General features: G+C 50.5%; 16 protein-coding genes. 1 reads left to right on the top strand and 15 read right to left on the bottom strand.

Annotated elements, in window-relative coordinates; translation table 11 throughout:
- Positions 1 to 5: 5 nt before the first annotated feature.
- The 8 genes from JFL75_RS04140 to JFL75_RS04105 form a co-directional block, all read right to left on the bottom strand.
- Positions 6 to 923: a sugar phosphate isomerase/epimerase family protein gene (locus JFL75_RS04140; protein ID WP_215625435.1), complete on the bottom strand. Its 918-nt coding sequence runs from the start codon at positions 921 to 923 to the stop codon at positions 6 to 8.
- 17 nt (positions 924 to 940) lie between these two features.
- A complete protein-coding gene (locus JFL75_RS04135; RefSeq protein ID WP_215625434.1) occupies positions 941 to 1,588 on the bottom strand; it encodes a GntR family transcriptional regulator in 648 nt (215 codons plus the stop codon).
- A 126-nt stretch (positions 1,589 to 1,714) separates the two neighbouring features.
- Complete coding sequence (locus JFL75_RS04130) at positions 1,715 to 2,608, bottom strand: carbohydrate ABC transporter permease (RefSeq protein ID WP_215625433.1); 894 nt, start codon at positions 2,606 to 2,608, stop codon at positions 1,715 to 1,717.
- A 27-nt stretch (positions 2,609 to 2,635) separates the two neighbouring features.
- Complete coding sequence (locus JFL75_RS04125; RefSeq protein ID WP_215625432.1) at positions 2,636 to 3,490, bottom strand: carbohydrate ABC transporter permease; 855 nt, start codon at positions 3,488 to 3,490, stop codon at positions 2,636 to 2,638.
- Positions 3,491 to 3,587: 97 nt separating this feature from the next.
- Positions 3,588 to 4,970, bottom strand: coding sequence for an ABC transporter substrate-binding protein (locus JFL75_RS04120; protein ID WP_215625431.1), 1,383 nt, complete (start codon positions 4,968 to 4,970; stop codon positions 3,588 to 3,590).
- Between the two features lie 12 nt (positions 4,971 to 4,982).
- Positions 4,983 to 5,954: a sugar phosphate isomerase/epimerase family protein gene (locus JFL75_RS04115; RefSeq protein ID WP_215625430.1), complete on the bottom strand. Its 972-nt coding sequence runs from the start codon at positions 5,952 to 5,954 to the stop codon at positions 4,983 to 4,985.
- A 33-nt stretch (positions 5,955 to 5,987) separates the two neighbouring features.
- Positions 5,988 to 6,803, bottom strand: a complete 816-nt coding sequence (locus JFL75_RS04110; protein WP_215625429.1) for a sugar phosphate isomerase/epimerase family protein — start codon at positions 6,801 to 6,803, stop codon at positions 5,988 to 5,990.
- On the bottom strand, positions 6,800 to 7,726 hold the full coding sequence (locus JFL75_RS04105; protein ID WP_215625428.1) for a hypothetical protein: 927 nt from the start codon (positions 7,724 to 7,726) through the stop codon (positions 6,800 to 6,802). The genes JFL75_RS04110 and JFL75_RS04105 overlap by 4 nt, the downstream gene beginning before the upstream one ends.
- Positions 7,727 to 7,974: 248 nt before the next feature.
- On the opposite strand from JFL75_RS04105, the gene JFL75_RS04100 reads away from it, so the two are divergent.
- Positions 7,975 to 8,319 carry a hypothetical protein gene (locus JFL75_RS04100; RefSeq protein WP_215625427.1) on the top strand — a complete coding sequence of 115 codons (345 nt, stop codon included), beginning with the start codon at positions 7,975 to 7,977 and terminating at the stop codon, positions 8,317 to 8,319.
- A gap of 95 nt (positions 8,320 to 8,414) precedes the next feature.
- Here the strand turns inward: JFL75_RS04100 and JFL75_RS04095 are convergent, their stop codons facing one another.
- The 7 genes from JFL75_RS04095 to JFL75_RS04065 all read right to left on the bottom strand — a co-directional run bounded on the left by JFL75_RS04095 (position 8,415) and on the right by JFL75_RS04065 (position 15,960).
- Entirely contained in the window at positions 8,415 to 9,275 is an 861-nt protein-coding gene (locus JFL75_RS04095; RefSeq protein ID WP_215625426.1) for an MBL fold metallo-hydrolase, read from the bottom strand.
- Entirely contained in the window at positions 9,259 to 10,488 is a 1,230-nt protein-coding gene (locus JFL75_RS04090) for an MFS transporter (RefSeq protein ID WP_215625425.1), read from the bottom strand. The genes JFL75_RS04095 and JFL75_RS04090 overlap by 17 nt, the downstream gene beginning before the upstream one ends.
- An 18-nt stretch (positions 10,489 to 10,506) precedes the next feature.
- Positions 10,507 to 11,463: an ABC transporter ATP-binding protein gene (locus JFL75_RS04085; RefSeq protein WP_215625424.1), complete on the bottom strand. Its 957-nt coding sequence runs from the start codon at positions 11,461 to 11,463 to the stop codon at positions 10,507 to 10,509.
- Positions 11,447 to 12,442: an ABC transporter ATP-binding protein gene (locus JFL75_RS04080; RefSeq protein WP_215625423.1), complete on the bottom strand. Its 996-nt coding sequence runs from the start codon at positions 12,440 to 12,442 to the stop codon at positions 11,447 to 11,449. The genes JFL75_RS04085 and JFL75_RS04080 overlap by 17 nt, the downstream gene beginning before the upstream one ends.
- Positions 12,443 to 12,454: 12 nt before the next feature.
- Positions 12,455 to 13,345 carry an ABC transporter permease gene (locus tag JFL75_RS04075; RefSeq protein WP_223292758.1) on the bottom strand — a complete coding sequence of 297 codons (891 nt, stop codon included), beginning with the start codon at positions 13,343 to 13,345 and terminating at the stop codon, positions 12,455 to 12,457.
- A complete protein-coding gene (locus JFL75_RS04070; protein ID WP_215625422.1) occupies positions 13,338 to 14,297 on the bottom strand; it encodes an ABC transporter permease in 960 nt (319 codons plus the stop codon). Before JFL75_RS04070 ends, JFL75_RS04075 begins: the two co-directional genes overlap by 8 nt.
- 73 nt (positions 14,298 to 14,370) lie before the next feature.
- Positions 14,371 to 15,960 (bottom strand): ABC transporter substrate-binding protein, encoded by a 1,590-nt coding sequence (locus JFL75_RS04065; protein ID WP_215625421.1) that lies wholly within the window; start codon positions 15,958 to 15,960, stop codon positions 14,371 to 14,373.
- Positions 15,961 to 15,969: the final 9 nt, after the last annotated feature.

The raw sequence follows: 15,969 nt of genomic DNA, 5'->3' as shown, positions 1-15,969 counted from the left end.
CACTCCTAATCTTCCAGCAAGGCCCAGGCACGGTTCAGCACCCGTTTCGCATTGGCCACCACCGCGTCGGGATCCTCATCTTTCCATGGTTTTACTTCAAAGGATAAAACATAGGGGTTTTTCGCATTGAAGAATCCCTCATTCCGCAGAACCCTGAGGAAATCCAGGACCTGTTCGGTATCGTTCTCGCTTCCGGGAAACCCGAACCGCTGGTGTTCATCGCCGTATCCCTCGGTGTCCCTGCTTTTTATAACCGTATTTCCGATATGGAAATGGGTAAGATACGGTCTGAGGGTCCGGACGACAAATTCCGGGGTTTCGTAGGTCATGGGAATATGGGAAAGGTCGATGAGAAGACCGAAGTTACTGTGGGTTGTCCGTATATCCGCGGCAAACTGAGCGGCGTACGGCGCGGGGCCGATGAGGGATGCCTTGGCAATATCGAAATCAAAAACCTCAAGTTCCACGAACATGTTTTTCTTTTTTGCGTAATCGCATACGTTCCGGGTGGTTTTTAAAAGCTGGGCGTAGGCCTGGTCCCTGGCTGCCTCCTGCCATTTGCCGGACAGAAAAGCTATCCCCCGGGCGCCGACTTCTTCCGCTTCGTCAACCGCCGCAATAAGTGTAGCCTCCGCCATTTGTCTTTCTTTTTCATCAATGGCATTGGCGTTCATCCCCGTGGTAAGAAGCCGGGGCTGGGCACCGTAACATACCGTCATGTGGGCCTGCTCCAGTATTCCCGCGGAAGCGGCCCTGGCTGCGGAATCCTTGCACCAGGAAACCTCGATGGCGTCAAAATAATCGTCATAGGCGATTTTCCTGATGATGTCCAGATAATCGGGATCGTCTCCCTTAATACAGCGCGGATATGCCATAAACGCAATCAGGCCGACTTTAAAATATTTATGGATTGAATCTTTCATGGTACTCTCCGGATTTATTACAGTCTTGACGAGGATATGTTTATCCTCATTTGGTTAATATTGTGTTCAAGGCTGCGTATGGCTTCTTCTTCATCGTTTTCCTGCAAGGCTTTCAGTATGTTTTTATGGTCCGGAAGCGCCAGGTTGCCCTTGGCTACCCCGAGGCCGTAAAGCTCCATGTTCCGAACAATGGTCATATAATCTTCGATGTCCCGCAGAAACTTAATCAGCATCTGGTTTCCGGAAAACTCATACAGTGTGCGGTGAAACTCGCTGTCCAGCAGATTTATTTTCGATGAGTCCCCGGAGACCACACTGTTTTCAAACTCATTGGTGAGATTCTGCAGAATCCCAAGCTGCTCCGGGGTAAACCCGTTTTTCAGAGAAGTTTTCAGCGCCAGGGTTTCCAGGGACAGCCGCACATCGATAATTTCATCGATTTCCTTTAAGGACAGGGCTACGCAGTAATAGCCCTGATGCGGGATATTGATGATAAACCCTTCACTCATAAGCTGCTTAATAGCCTCCCTGACCGGTGTACGGCTGATTTCAAAATCTTCCGCCAGTTCGTTTTCCATAATACGCTGGTGCGGTTTTATTTCCAGGGTCAGTATTTTTTCTTTTATGAGTCCGTATGCTTTCTGTGTTAAAATACTGCTTTTCATACTATAACCTTTTTCCTGGGTACCGCCGCAAAGCGGATACCGGAATTATTTCAGATTTTTTCCTGTTTACCATAAGTAAAACAGATAAAATATTCAATTCTTTGTTTTATAGAATTACGTCTCCCATTATTCTTTTTTTTCTGAAACCCGTAAGTTTATTGCGGTAATAATCAGGATTATTATCAGCAGAACCACGGAAGCGGCTGACCCTACACCCACATCGGTATGGGTGGTAGTTGCAAATGATTTACGGTAAATATACAGAATCACCGTCAGGAGCGAATTGCCGGGGTCGCCGTACTGTCCCGAAATGGCGTACACATCGGAAAACTTTTTCAGGACATTAATAGTGGTAGTAATATACACGAAGATGAAGGTATTCCGCGAACTGGGAAGTGTTATGTACCGCAGCTTATGGTATTCATTGCCCCCGTCGATGGATGCCGCTTCGTACAGCTCCGCCGGGATATTCTGCAGCCCCGCGAAAAATAGAATGACATTATACCCCAGGTTTTTCCAGGTATTCATGATAACCACTGTTTCCCTGGCGGTCTGGGGTGATGAAAACCACTTGAGGGGCTGGAAGCCCAGGGATCTGAGTACTATATTCATCAGGCCGTTCGGGTCGGCGCTGAAGATGAATTTGAATATCAAGGCCACCGAAACGATGGACATGATCATTGGCAGCAGGAATGAAACTTTAAAAATATTCTTGCCCTTGGTAATCCGGTTTAGCATATTCGCGAATAAAAAGGCCAGAGGAATATTCAGGATCAGGGTGAGTATCCCCATATACACAACATTGACAATGGAAATACGGAACAGAGGATCCATAAAAAGTATTTTATAGTTTACCAGGCCTATATATCTGCCGCTGCTGTTTTTCAGGGATTCAATGATATTAACAATAATAGGAATGAAATTAAAAACTATGGTTCCCAGTATGGCTACCAGGATAAACACATACCAGCTCCATTGCACCCTCAGGGTCCGTGCTATTTTCGATTTACCTGTGATCATACATTACACTCCCAAAGTAAAACGGAATTACTGTTTAATCCCTGATACGGCAATACTCTGCACAATGTACTTCTGCAGAAATATGAAAACCAAAGCCAGCGGTATTATCGATAGAACCGACGCTGCGGTAGCCATACCGGCATGCTTGCTGACGGCAACGGCATCCCCGCCGCTGGAAAACATAGCCAGACCGGCTTGAATGGTAAACATCTCAATTTTATTGACCACAATCATGGGCCAGAGCAGATCGTTCCAGACATTCATGACATCCAGTACCGCCAAAGTTGCCAGGCCGGGTCCCATGAGGGGAAGGTAAATCTGGAGGTAAATCCGCAGCCGGCTGGCACCGTCCAGAGTTCCGGATTCCAGCAGTTCATTGGGAAGGTCGTCACAGAATTTCTTCATCAGAAAGATAAAGAAACCGTTGGTTAAAACCGCCGGCAGGGCAATGCCCAGGTACGTATTGGAAAGGCCCATGCCTTTTATCATCTGATACATAGGCAGTATTTTCGTTTCGATGGGTACCATCATATTCGACAGAACCAGTGTCAGCAGGAGCATCTTAAGGGGAAAGGTTCCCTTGGAAAACGCGAACCCCGCCAGGGGCGCCAGAATGAGCTGGAGCGCGAGGCTGATGATTACCACAATAACGGTGTTGAACATATACTGGATGATATTAAGGTTCTTTATCACCAGCTGGTAATTGAACAGCGAAGGGTTTGCCGGAATAAAACGCGGGGGGTACGGCAGTTCATAACTGTTTATCCTGTCAAAACTTGCCGACAGCATCCAGATAAACGGAATAAGTACAATTACCACCGCAAGGCACAGGAAAATATAGTACACAACCATATATACCGGAATTGCTTTTTTTCTTTTCATACCGTCACCCCCATAAGATTCTGAATCTGCCGCCGCGTGTACGGACGCTTCGGAGCGGATCCGTACGAGCGGCAGATTATCCGGTTATCCGGCGGGATTATTTCCCGGACTGCAGTTTCTTGTCACTGATCCACTTGACTGTATCGTTGTAAAATTTTGCCCGGGCCTGCTCCGGTGTCAGTTTGCCCACATAGAGATCGCTGAACACACCTTGGATCGGTCCCCGCCAGTACCAGTAATCATCGGTGATGAAGGTGCTGGTCAGGCGTTCCTGGTACCGGTCATTGGAAAACTTGTCCTTCATAATCTCAAGTCCCGATGTATCAGCCAGCGCCGGCACATTTCCCAAGGCGTAGTTCGTAAAGATAAGGTTCAGGACATCCTTATCCGTGGCAATCGTCTTGATGACCTTCCAGGCCAGTTCCTGGTTCTTTGATGTCTGGGCTATTGCCACGTGGTGTACCTCAGGGAATCCGGATACGTTCTGTTTTCCCTTGGGCAGGTAAATCGGAATGAAACGGTCCATCACGGATTTGTCATTGGCAACAACATAGCTGTAATACGCCTGGGTTTTGCTTGTGTCAAACATAACCGCGATGTTATTGTCCGGGGTGAGCCAGTTTTCAGCACCGGTCTGGGTTACGGCACCGGGAGGAGCGCATTTAATGAGTTCCTGCAGGATGGTGAAATACTTCAGAACTTCCGGGCTGTCCTTGATGTACTCAACGTCTTTGGCAATGTCGAGTTTATTTATGTCCATATCCGGAATAGATATTGCGTGGTAGATATCGGCGCCGACTCCGAGCCATTCCGACCAGCGGGGCTGGATATAGGTACCGTAATTCTGTTTGCCGGTCTTCGGGTTGATGCCGGTGGTTTTCTGTGCGATGGCCAGGAGCTCGTCAAATGTAGCGGTCTGGCTCGGCGGGGTAATACCCCAGTCCTCAAGGAGCTTCTTATCGTACATTATATAATACGCGCCGATATCGTAGGGCAGCCCGTAGATTGCCCCGGTGTTTTTGGGATCATCGAAGGTATGATACCGGGTGTAAAATTTTGCCGGCTCCGTAAAGGTTTTCTCAAAATCCGCTTCGGTAAACGCTGGGTCATTGGCCATCATAGTTCTGCTGTCCACAAACCATTTCGAAGCCTGGATCTGGTTGGTGTACCAGCCGATATCGGCTTCCCCGGTGGTCAGGGTGGTTTCCATTTTCTGTATCCAGTTTTCGTTGGGAATTGCCACAAAAGAAATGCTTACCTCGGGAATTTTCTTTTCCAGCAATTCTTTAAAGGCGTAACTGCCTTTGTAGGTTATTCCCGTAACCGGATCGATGGTATCGTTGGGTTTCATGTTAAGCCACGCAATCGAAATGGGTGTGCGCGGTTCCGACGTCTCTGAAGACGATGATTTTGAACACGATGCTAACCCCAGACTCAGCACCACGGTCAAAATAACTATGCCGGAAATTATTTTTTTCATCACAGGTACCTCCTATTTTTCAGCGCCCATATTAATTAAGGAATACAAGTATTCCATGGATAAAGTTGGATCTCTCTTTTCAAACAAGCGGGATATTTCCTTTTCATCAAGTTTCTGCGAAAAATCAAACAGCTTTTCGGTTACCTTTACCGCGGTACTGAAGTGGCTGGCCATGTCGGCTTCCTTGGGGAAGATATCCATGGCAAACCAATCCTTGTACCCCAGTCTGTTCAGGTAATAGAAGAACTCTATAAAATCCCAGAAGTTGTACGCCCCCGGGAGCATGTCCCAGTCCCAGATTTTATCGTTGTCGTTGATATGGACGTAGAAGAGTTTATTGGCCCGCGCGAGCATGGCCGCCGACTGGGCTGGCCGCTCTCCGGCTTGGATGGCGTGGCCGAAATCCAGGGTGACACCGACATTGTCCAGATCCAGCCGCTGGCAGAATGCCAGCGTTTCGCCGGCGTTTCCGAAAAAGCACCGGGCCCGGGGATCGTTCCATTTGTATTCGATGCTGATTTTTATTCCGGGGTTGTGGCCGGCGGCCCGGGCGATACTGTCCTCAAAGTAATCGTATGCCCTGGTGTAATCCATTTCGAAGATATAGTCGTGTCCTTCATTGAGCGGACAGGTGGTAATCCTGCCGCAGCCCATCGCCGCGGCGGTATCCATGGCCTTTTTAAGATCCTCCACGACTTCGTCCCGTTCATCCTTGCTGGCGGAGGAAAATGACCCCCGCATCCACTGCCCTGTCCGCCGTGAACGGAAATTGACCGCCGACACTCCCAGGGAATATTCCTTAAGCAGGGACTGCAGAAGTGTAATGTCACCGAAATCCTGGGGGTAGCACAGTTCAAACCCGGATAATCCCGTAACGGCTGAGGCGATTTTGAACTTCTCCTCCAGGGATCTGTCTTCCTGGTAATTTATATACCGGTTTTTAATGGCCCCCAGAAAACTTGAAATAATGGCAATTTTATTCATCGCAGCTTCCTCCGTATTTTCGTAATTCCGGACTTACCGTTTTACACAGTCCATCAATCTGCCGGCGCTGACGGCCACGGCTTCATCTTCCCATTGAAGTATCTGGTCCGCCGTAAAGCCCTCAGGGCGGCGTATGGTCATCTCCATCACAATGGAGTCACAGGCATCCAGGAACGGCTGAACAGACAGTTCCCCGTCCAGTAGAACCGTACCGCTGATACAATGGCCGGCTTCAATTTTTTTTACGGAATAATCCTTCAGGTGAACCGACACGATACGGCCCCTGCATATTTCCAGGGCTTCCTCCGGGCGTTCCAGAAAATGGATGCAGTTGGTGGTATCCAGGATGAGTCCCAGATACTCATCATTGACGGCATCCGCAATAGCTTTGAGCCAGCGGGTGGGAAGATCGAAATGGTTTTCCATGCCGATCCGTATTTTACTCTGCTTAAAAAGGGGCAGCACCGAACCAATTGTATAGGTGAACCCTTTTGACGCCTCGGCGGCTTCTGCTTCGGTCTTGCGGGATTTTCCTCCGAGAACAACCCGGACAAAATCTGAGCCCAGGGTTTCCGCGATTTCACGGTGCAGAAGCAGGTTTTCCTTTTCCGCCCCGTTCATGCCGACTTCGATAAACAGTCCCAGTTCCCGGGCGAGTTCCTTTATACGGAGAAGTTCTTCCCGGGACATTTTTGCAATGCCAAGATTTTCGCAGATCTGAACACCCTGAAAGCCTAAATCCCCTGCCCGCCGCAGAAAGTTCTCCGCGGTTAGCGGCCGCGGCGACGCAAAACCATCGAAGCCGATGTTGTACCGGTAGGCAAAACTGCTGACCGCCAGCTGTTTCATTTTGAATACGGCCCGTACCGGTTGAGAATAAACTCTGCCCACCAGCGTATTCCCGGGTCGGTTTCGGTACCGTAGCCTCCCAGGGTGTGATTGGGCCCGAAGGGCGGCACGGCCTGGAGCCAGGTCGAAGCCAGCATGTAGCCGTATCCCCGTTCCAGATGCGCCATGGTCCGGTTTATCTGGTCCGTCTTCATCTCATCCGTATAAATACCGATGTGGTTGTAATTTAAAACGTCCGCCCGCCGGTAGGTATTGCCGGGGTCTTCAAAGCGGGAGTATTTTACCCAGTAACCGCCGGGGGCGTTTTCGGGAACACCCTCGGATTCAATATAGGGTTTTCCCGGGGCTTTATCGCTGAAGTGCAGTCCCAGATCAGCCTCTTCCGGCGGAAGGCCTATGAAGTTTGTCGCTACGGGGCACGAAGGATATGCCGACTTTGCCGAAACAACCAGGGCCCGGTTGTCAAATCCCTTCTGGGCCAGGGCCATCCCTTCATTGTCTACATCTATGATGACATTGGTATAACCTTTGGTTCGGAGCCAGAGCGCCGTTTCGTATACCGCCCGTTCCGCCTCTTTCTGGGTCCAGGAATCGTATTTAGCTTCACTCTCGCCCCAATACAGGCAGCCAACAATAACCATCATCTTCAGCCGGTCAGCGGCCTCTATTATCCGTTCCAGCCGCTGCGTGTACGTATGGTTCAGGGTCCCGTCTGGGTGATACCCCATGACATTGCCGAAACGGTTGCCCATTATAAAAACGCTTATACAATTGAGGCCGTGGGCCGTATATACCCCAAGCTGGCTGACAAGGTCATCCGCAGCGGCATCAGAATACAGCCCATTGGAACACCGCAGCCCTTTGGCCAGAAAATACGCCCCGTCCAGCAGAACAGACCCGTTTTCAACTGAAATAGTATGCAATTTGGGCACCCTCCGGTTGAGTTGCCAATCATAGTATACTTTAAAGTATACTATGATTGGCATAATATACTTCATAGTATACTATGAAATTTCCAGTTGTCAATCAAAATCTTTTATTTTGGAGATATTATGGATTGAGCCGGGAATAGGAAATCCCCTGTTATTATCCCATTTCTCTTGTAAAAAAATAGTATGGTATTAAAATTAATAAGTTAAGAATTTTATTATTATTGCCGGATACTTTAAAAATGAGAAAGAAAACATGTTTAATCTTATTGGCCGTTCTTTTGGTTTTTTCCTTTTCCGGATGTGAAGATGTTGATGACGATCCTATACCAACGGAACTTCGTGGAAAATGGTATGCCTGTGATTCGGACGGGGCCAATAAAAACGAAAATGATTGGGTTGAATTTACCGATTACAGTATGACCATAGACCGGGGTTATGGGCAAGCGGCTTCCTTTTCCGTAATTACGGATGGAGAAAAGATAATTATTAATTCTCTGGTTTTATATACATGGAATATCAGGAATGATGGTATTCTGGAATTGTCATCCCAGCCGGAAAATAACACCAGATATCTTGTTAAATAAAATACAGCCGTTTTCAAAATAGCCTAAACGGAACCGCGGGCCAGTCAGGATCGGTTTGTCTGGCAGCTGGCTGCGGCGGTTTTTCCGGATTGTATCTATATAAAATCGGGATTAATAGAAAGCCAGGAATTTCCTTTCTGCACATAATTCATGGTACGGTCGTTGTGCAGGGGGTTGGGCTTCTGCTGTACCGTGCAGGTACCGTCCAGGATCTGATGACAGATATCAATGGCATTGGGCAGCACTTCCTGGTCCAGGGGCAACCCAAGGGCGCGGAAATCGTGGTGGCCATTGTAGATTCCGTCATAAGAACCTTCCAGGGCTTTCATTTTTTCCAGTCCCCCAAGGACGCCTTTGATCCCGACATAGTTCGGTTTTGAGGGATCCATGGTTCCGGCGACGCCCAGATTGTTGTTCAGGGAATCCCCCGCAAACAGGCTCCGGGACTGTTCGTCCAGGAACATCATGTGGCCCTTTGAATGGCCCGGAACCCAATAGGCTGTGATGATACGCCCTCCTCCGAGGTCGAATGACTGGCCTTCAACGAGGGGGTTCAGAACCGGCTGGCAGGTCCAGGGGGTTATATCCCGGTCAAGGTCATAGGCGTAGATACCGCCCTGGCGTTTCGCGATCAGCTTGGCGTCGTATTTGCGCCGTTCCACATCATCCACAAACATGGGCATGTCCAGTTCATTGATGTAGCATTCACCCCATTGGTGGGTATTCTGGATATGGTCTACGTGGGCATGGGTTATTACCACGGTAACCGGTTTTTTTGTTATCCGTTCCACTGCCCTGCGTAAATTCCCTATGCCCATTCCGGTATCGATAACCAGGGCTTTTTCCGTGCCGACCAGCACAAAAATACTGGCGCAGTCAAATTCGTCGAGTTCAAAGGTGTTTTCCTTGAATTCCACCATGGGATACAAAGAGGTCTGTTCAGTCTGGTTCTGCATTTAAATCTCCTATTGGTATGGTTTTCAGTTTTCTTGAATAGAGAATGACGTATATGATGGTGCAGATTAAAACCGGCAGGGTATAGGACATATACATGAAGCTGTACCCCACGGATGCGACCAGGAAACCCGCGAAGTTGCTGCCGATAATATTTCCCAGGTCGGTGCCGATATAGCTTGTATTGCTGGCACTGCCCCGCTGGGCCGGCGGAACGCTTTTGACACATTCGCCCATCAGGATCGGCTGTTCGCCGCCCACGGCGATGCCCATGATTACCGCCGCGAGAATAAACCCGCCGATACTTTGCGACCGGGAAATGAGTATCAGTCCCGCGATGGTCAGCATTTCACAGGGAATAAGTATTTTCATGGTTCCCACCGTATCCGCCAGTTTCGAAACCAGGGGCCGGCTTATAAAAATCACCGCCGCCTGTACGGAAAAATAAAGGCCGATGTTTTCAATGCCCATGGTTCCGGTATAAATAACCAGGAACGCGGTGATTGAGGATTTCGCGATGCTGTTGCACATGGTCATCGCCGCCGGAAGAAACGCGGGAAAACAGATCATCTTTCTTATATTCAATGAATAATGCCGTTCATGCTTTTCTCTCGCGGGAAATTTCATCAGGAATGTAAGCAGCAGACACATGACCATGAGACAGACATTTACCCAGTACAGGCCGTTGTACCCGATGGTCCCGGCAATGGGCAGGGCAAACATTGGGGCAATGGTCTGGGCCAGACTTTGCCCCAATCCGTAGATACCGATGCCGGCGGCCATATTGCTGCTGGAAAAGCAGCTTGTGGCGATGGTCATGCACAGGGTTGATCCAATCCCCCACGCGAGGCCGTTCAGTCCGCGGAAGATGAGCAGCATGTAGTAATTCGTTGACAGCGTCAGTCCGAAAACCGAAACCAGAAGAACCAGGAGACAAATCCGGAGGGTGATTTTCTTATCCTCATTATCAACGACCTGCCCGGAGATAGGCCGCATCAGCAGCGCGCAGGTCGCGAAAATCCCGGCTAAGGTTCCGACCATCTGGCTGGTAGCGCCCATCTCACTGGCGAATTTCGGCAGGGTCAGACTGAGCATATTGCTGGAACTGTAAACCAGGAATGCGATGATAAAAATAAGAATGAATTGCCCGTTCCGGTACCAGGGTACGTTCTGGTTATCCCCGGGAAATTCTGTTTGATTAGCCTGTACATTCATGATTCAATAATTCCTCTTTTATAGCTTTGACAATTCACGGACCCGGCAGCAGGCGGTAAAATGGCTGGGAGATATTTCTTCCAATACCTGGGGTTCCCTGCACTGTTCAGCGGCATGGGGACACCGGGCGGCAAAACGGCATCCGGGTTTCGGGTTTATGGGACTGGTAATTTCACCTTTCAGGAGAATCCGTTTGGTCCTGTTATGGATATCCGTTTTGGGAATTGCCGACAGCAGCGCTTTTGTATACGGATGCAGGGGATTTCTGAACAGTTCCTTTGAGGGACATGTTTCGATCAGCTGCCCGAGATACATTACACAGATGTCGTCGGAAATATGCCGTACCACCGACAGGTCGTGGGTGACGAACATGTAGGTCAGTCCGTACTGATCCTGCAGATCCTGGAGCAGGTTCAGTACCTGGGCTTGGATTGAAACATCCAGAGCCGAAACCGGTTCGTCACAGACAATGAATTTCGGGTTGAGCGCCAAAGCCCGTCCGATCCCTACCCTCTGCCTCCGTCCGCCGTCCAGTTCATGGGGATATGAACGCATGAGCCGGCGGTCTATTCCCACCATGTCCATCAGCCGGAGAGTTTCCAGTTCGAGATCCTTCTTGGAATATTTTTTTGACAGCAGGAGGGGTTCCTTGATTGTTTCCTCCACGGTGAGCCGGGGATTGAGGGATGAAAAAGGATCCTGAAAAATGATCTGCATGTCTTCCCGGAGACGGCGGAGGGTCTTCTTCGTTACCCTGCTTATATCTTCGCCGTCAAAGAGAATCGTTCCGCCGGTATTGTCCAGGAGATGAATGATAACCCGGCCTAGGGTTGATTTTCCGCAGCCCGATTCTCCCACGACCCCCATGGTCCTGCCGGCGCCGATGGTAAAGGTGACACCATCCACCGCGTGGAGCGAACCCTTGGGAGTATCAAAGTATTTTTTAAGATTCCTGACTTCAATTAACGGTGCCACGGGGTGCCTCCTGGGTTACCTGCTTCCAGCAGCGGTACGTATGGCCCGGCTGATATTCGGTAAGGTCAAAATGAGCGGACAGGCATTTTTCCTCCGCCAGGGGACAGCGGGGGCTGAAGTAGCAGCCCTTCGGCAGATCCGACGGGTTCGGCGGAAGTCCGGTGATGGGAGAAAGCCGGTCCGTATCGCTGTCCATATCCGGCAGGGCTCCGAAAAGTCCCCGGGTATAGGGATGGGCCGGATGGTCAAAAATATCTTCCTTTGTTCCGTACTCCACGATTTCACCGGCGTAAACCACCGCGACTTCATCACATACCTCAGCGACCACACCAAGGTCATGGGTGATCAGGATCAGGGCCATGTTTTTTTCCTGCTTCAGTTTGCTGATCATTTCCAGAACCTGGGCCTGGATAGTTACGTCCAAAGCCGTGGTGGGTTCATCGGCAATCAGCAGTTCAGGACTGCAGGCCAGGGCGATGGCAATAACCACCCGCTGTTTCATGCCCCCGGAAAACTGGTGGGGATATTCGTTGTACCGTTCAGTTGGGATTCCTACCATCTCCAGCATGGCCTCCGCGCGTTTTACCGCTTCGGCCTTGGAAATATTGTTATGAAGCTGGATAACCTCGGCGATCTGCTTGCCTACCCGCATGACCGGGTTGAGGGCGGTCATGGGATCCTGGAAAACCATGGATACTCTGCTTCCCCGGATTTTGTACATGGCGGTCTCGGGCAGCTCCAGGAGGTTTACACCCTCCAGACTGATGGCGCCGTCTTTGATTTTCGCGGGAGGATCGGGAAGGATACGGAGGATAGACTTTGCGATGGTGGTCTTTCCCGCTCCGGTTTCTCCTACGAGCCCCAGTGTTTTCCCCCGTTCCAGGGTGAACGATACATGATTGACCGCGTGAATTGTCTGGCCTTCGCTGGTATACTCCACCACCAGATTATCAACTGATAAAAAAGGATTATTTCCCATGGTTGTACCTCATTAATTTTTCAGCTTGGGATCGAGGGCGTCCCTGAGTCCGTCCCCCAGCATATTAAGGGCAAGGACCGAGATCATGATAAAAACCCCCGGGAAAATGACCATGTGGGGATAATCACGGATGAAATTCCTTCCCGCCGAAAGCATGGCCCCCCATTCAGGGGTCGGAGGCTGAACACCGAGACCGATGAAACTGAGGCTCGCCGCGGTCAGCACCGTATTGGCAACACCCATGGTTGCCTGGACGATAACCGGAGAAAGCGCGTTCGGCAGGGCATGGTGCAGAATGATCCGGCTGTTCCTGCAGTTGATGGATTCCGCCGCTTCGAGGTATTCCATTTTCCGGATACTCATGATGGAAGCCCTGACGATCCGGACGTAGTTCGGAATATTGCTTAAGCCCAGGGCCATGATGGTTTTATCAAAGCCGGACCCCAGGACCGCGGAAATCGCGATGGTCAGAAGAAGACCGGGAACCGCCTGTATAATATCCATAAAACGCATGATCAGGTTGTCTACCCTGCCGCCGAAGTATCCCGCCACGGCGCCGATGGCCATCCCGATCAAAACGGAAAAACCGGTGGCAATAATGCCGATGCTCAGGGAATAGCGTCCGCCGTACATAATCCGGCTCAGAACATCCCGGCCAAGATCATCCGTACCGAACCAATGTTCCGCCGACGGAGGGGAATAGGCGTTGATTAAATCCATGTGATCATAGGGATACGGCATGATCAGGGGAGAAAAAACCGCAATGAGCACAAGGACAAGGAAAATAATAAGTCCCAGCATCGCGGCGTTGTTTTTCCGGAGCCGGCCCATGAGGGCCGCAAAATTACTGTGCTTACGGATTTCTGGATCCGCTGCCATGGCAGCAAGCTGATTATTAGGCATGGTGCCGCCTCCTTTTTGAGCCGCTCATGTACTGGGCTTTGATACGGGGATCAACATAGGCATAGATAAGATCCACCAGCAGCATGACCATACTGAAGGAAATCGCCAGGAAAATAACCGAGCCCATTACAACCGGATAATCCCGGTTGTTCACGGCGCCGATCATGTAACTGCCGATTCCGGGAATGGAAAAGACCGTTTCGATTACCAGGGTACCCCCCAGCATACGGCCGAAGGATGAGCCCGCAATGGTTATGACCGGGATAAGGGCGTTGGGCAGGGCATGGGAATAAATGACCTTCCGCTCCGAAAGCCCCTTTGACCGGGCGGTGGTAATATAATCGGAACGGATAACCTCCAGCATGCTGGAACGGGTCTGCCGGGCCTGGTTCGCGATACCCCCGAAGGAGTTTGCAATAGCGGGCAGTATATAATACTGAAGACCGCCGATGCCCGAAGGGGGCAGCCATCCCAGCCGCAGGGAAAATACCAGGACCAGCATCAAGCCGACCCAGAAAGCCGGCATGGAAACTCCCAGCAGCGCCAGGAACATGCAGGCCCTGTCCGCGAACCCGTTCTGGTGAACCGCTGCGTTGACCCCGAGGGGCACCCCCACAACGATGGATAGGAGAATACAGCTGAAAGCCAGCAGGAAGGTCCTGGGAAAACGGATTAACAAGTCCGAAGTAATGCTGGTGTTGGTAATGTAGGATTTGCCGAAATCGAAATACAGGAACGCGTCAACCATATATCGGCTGAGCCGTACCAGGTACGGATCATTCAGCCCCAGGTCTTCTCTTTTCGACTCAAGTTCGGCCTGGGTAGCGTTGGCGCCCAGGATAACCACCGCCGGGTCGCCCGGCACAAAATAAAGAAGTGTAAAAAGAAAAACCGTCACCCCAAGAACTACCGGCACCATCCAGATCAATCGTTTGAGGATAAATTTAACCATAGTGCTCCATCCTTCATTTCGGAATTCCCGCTGATTCTGATTTTAACGGGAATTCCGATCCTGAATATTCGAATTAAAATACCTCAATAGCCGGACATATTACGAACATCTTGCTGTCAAACTTGACGCCGGAAATATTGTCAACCGCAACGGTAAAGAAAGTATGGTTGAAAAGACCCATGGCGTAGGCCTGTTCCTTAAAATACTGATGGAAGGCATTTACGTTCGCGGGGGTATGCCCGTCAAAGGAAAGAGCCGTCTCCAGGAGCCGCTGCATGGTATCATCCTTCCAGCCGTTGGTGGAGCCGAGCTGGTACTGCCGGGCATCGAATTTGCTGCGCCACACACTCACCACATAATCGGACGCGCCGGTATTGTCGAGGCAGAGATCCCATTCACTGGGTTTGGTCTTGTATGAATTAAAGAGCGCGCTGTCGTACTGCAGGATTTCCGACTTGATACCTACCTGTTGGAGGTATCCCTGGATGATCTGCGCAACCCTGTTCCGCTGAGCCGTATTGTCGGTCATGATCCTGAGGGAATTTCCGCTGTAGCCGGCCGACGCAAGGAACTGCTTTGCTTTTTCGGGATTGTAGTTAAAATAATCCTCGTTCTTCCACTGCGGCTGGAAATCACCGAATGATTCAGCCCCGAAGGTATACTCAATTACCCCATAGCCTCTGAGTACCGCGTCAACAATCCCCTGCTTATCGATGGCGTAGAGCACGGCCCGGCGAAGATCGGGGTTGCTGTAGAACGGTCCCTTGGGATCACCGGAAAGATATACCTGGTTTCCGATATTGGTTATTTCCTGGAATACGGTGAAACCCTTTGAGCTGTTCCCGCCGGCCATGAACCGGGTTGCCTCCATGGCGTCCAGGGAGAGGCCGAGGTCAATGTTTCCGGTTTCCAGGGCGATTGCCATCTGGGCCGCTTCCTTGATGGTGGTATAGGTTATCTTCACGGGATTGGCGGTGGCGTACACTGTCCGGAGTGACTCATCGGTCTGCCAGTAGCTGTCGGTCCGTTCCAGGGTCACACTGGATCCGGGGATAAAGCTGCTTACCCGGTACGGCGAGGTTCCCACGGGATTTGCGGCCATTTCATTGGAACTCGCTTCATACGCTTTCCGGGAAACTATCGGAACCGCTCCGAGAACCGCGGTAAACCCTCCTACATAATTCGCGTCAATTTCCAAACGGACGGAATAGTCGCCGGTTTTTTCAATGCGTACAATGCGCCGGGTATTGGTATTGTTTCCCTTTTCCTTTGCTTTATTAAAACTGAAGATAATATCATCCGCCGTAAGATGGTTGCCCGCGGTGTCCTTCACGTAGTCGTATATTGTGATATCGTAAACCGAACCGTCCTTGGTAACGTAATCCTTCATGATCTGCCCTTTCAGCTCACCGCCCACGCTTTCCAGTGAACCGAGGTACTCATAGAGGGCAAACATAATACTGTTGCGGCCGTTTCCGCCGGCGGAATACGGAGCCAGGTCAGCCACATCGGCGTTGATCCCGACCCGCAGATGGGATATGACATCCCGTTTCGCCGCACCTGATGTACCCGCGGCGGTACCCGATTTTTCACCGGAACCGCATCCGGCAAGCAGCATTCCCGCCAGAATAACCGCCGGGAAAAACCATACAGACCTTTTCATTTTTGTGTC

The organism is Breznakiella homolactica, assembly GCF_016616095.2.
GTDB classification, from domain to species: domain Bacteria; phylum Spirochaetota; class Spirochaetia; order Treponematales; family Breznakiellaceae; genus Breznakiella; species Breznakiella homolactica.
This window is presented reverse-complemented; position numbering and strand designations above follow the sequence as displayed.

Bases quoted from the DNA above. Each gene is read 5' to 3' on its own strand.
- JFL75_RS04140 (WP_215625435.1), bottom strand. From the start codon at position 923: ATGAAAGATTCAATCCATAAATATTTTAAAGTCGGCCTGATTGCGTTT.
- JFL75_RS04135 (WP_215625434.1), bottom strand. From the start codon at position 1,588: ATGAAAAGCAGTATTTTAACACAGAAAGCATACGGACTCATAAAAGAA.
- JFL75_RS04130 (WP_215625433.1), bottom strand. From the start codon at position 2,608: ATGATCACAGGTAAATCGAAAATAGCACGGACCCTGAGGGTGCAATGG.
- JFL75_RS04125 (WP_215625432.1), bottom strand. From the start codon at position 3,490: ATGAAAAGAAAAAAAGCAATTCCGGTATATATGGTTGTGTACTATATT.
- JFL75_RS04120 (WP_215625431.1), bottom strand. From the start codon at position 4,970: ATGAAAAAAATAATTTCCGGCATAGTTATTTTGACCGTGGTGCTGAGT.
- JFL75_RS04115 (WP_215625430.1), bottom strand. From the start codon at position 5,954: ATGAATAAAATTGCCATTATTTCAAGTTTTCTGGGGGCCATTAAAAAC.
- JFL75_RS04110 (WP_215625429.1), bottom strand. From the start codon at position 6,803: ATGAAACAGCTGGCGGTCAGCAGTTTTGCCTACCGGTACAACATCGGC.
- JFL75_RS04100 (WP_215625427.1), top strand. From the start codon at position 7,975: ATGAGAAAGAAAACATGTTTAATCTTATTGGCCGTTCTTTTGGTTTTT.
- JFL75_RS04095 (WP_215625426.1), bottom strand. From the start codon at position 9,275: ATGCAGAACCAGACTGAACAGACCTCTTTGTATCCCATGGTGGAATTC.
- JFL75_RS04090 (WP_215625425.1), bottom strand. From the start codon at position 10,488: ATGAATGTACAGGCTAATCAAACAGAATTTCCCGGGGATAACCAGAAC.
- JFL75_RS04080 (WP_215625423.1), bottom strand. From the start codon at position 12,442: ATGGGAAATAATCCTTTTTTATCAGTTGATAATCTGGTGGTGGAGTAT.
- JFL75_RS04075 (WP_223292758.1), bottom strand. From the start codon at position 13,345: ATGCCTAATAATCAGCTTGCTGCCATGGCAGCGGATCCAGAAATCCGT.
- JFL75_RS04070 (WP_215625422.1), bottom strand. From the start codon at position 14,297: ATGGTTAAATTTATCCTCAAACGATTGATCTGGATGGTGCCGGTAGTT.
- JFL75_RS04065 (WP_215625421.1), bottom strand. From the start codon at position 15,960: ATGAAAAGGTCTGTATGGTTTTTCCCGGCGGTTATTCTGGCGGGAATG.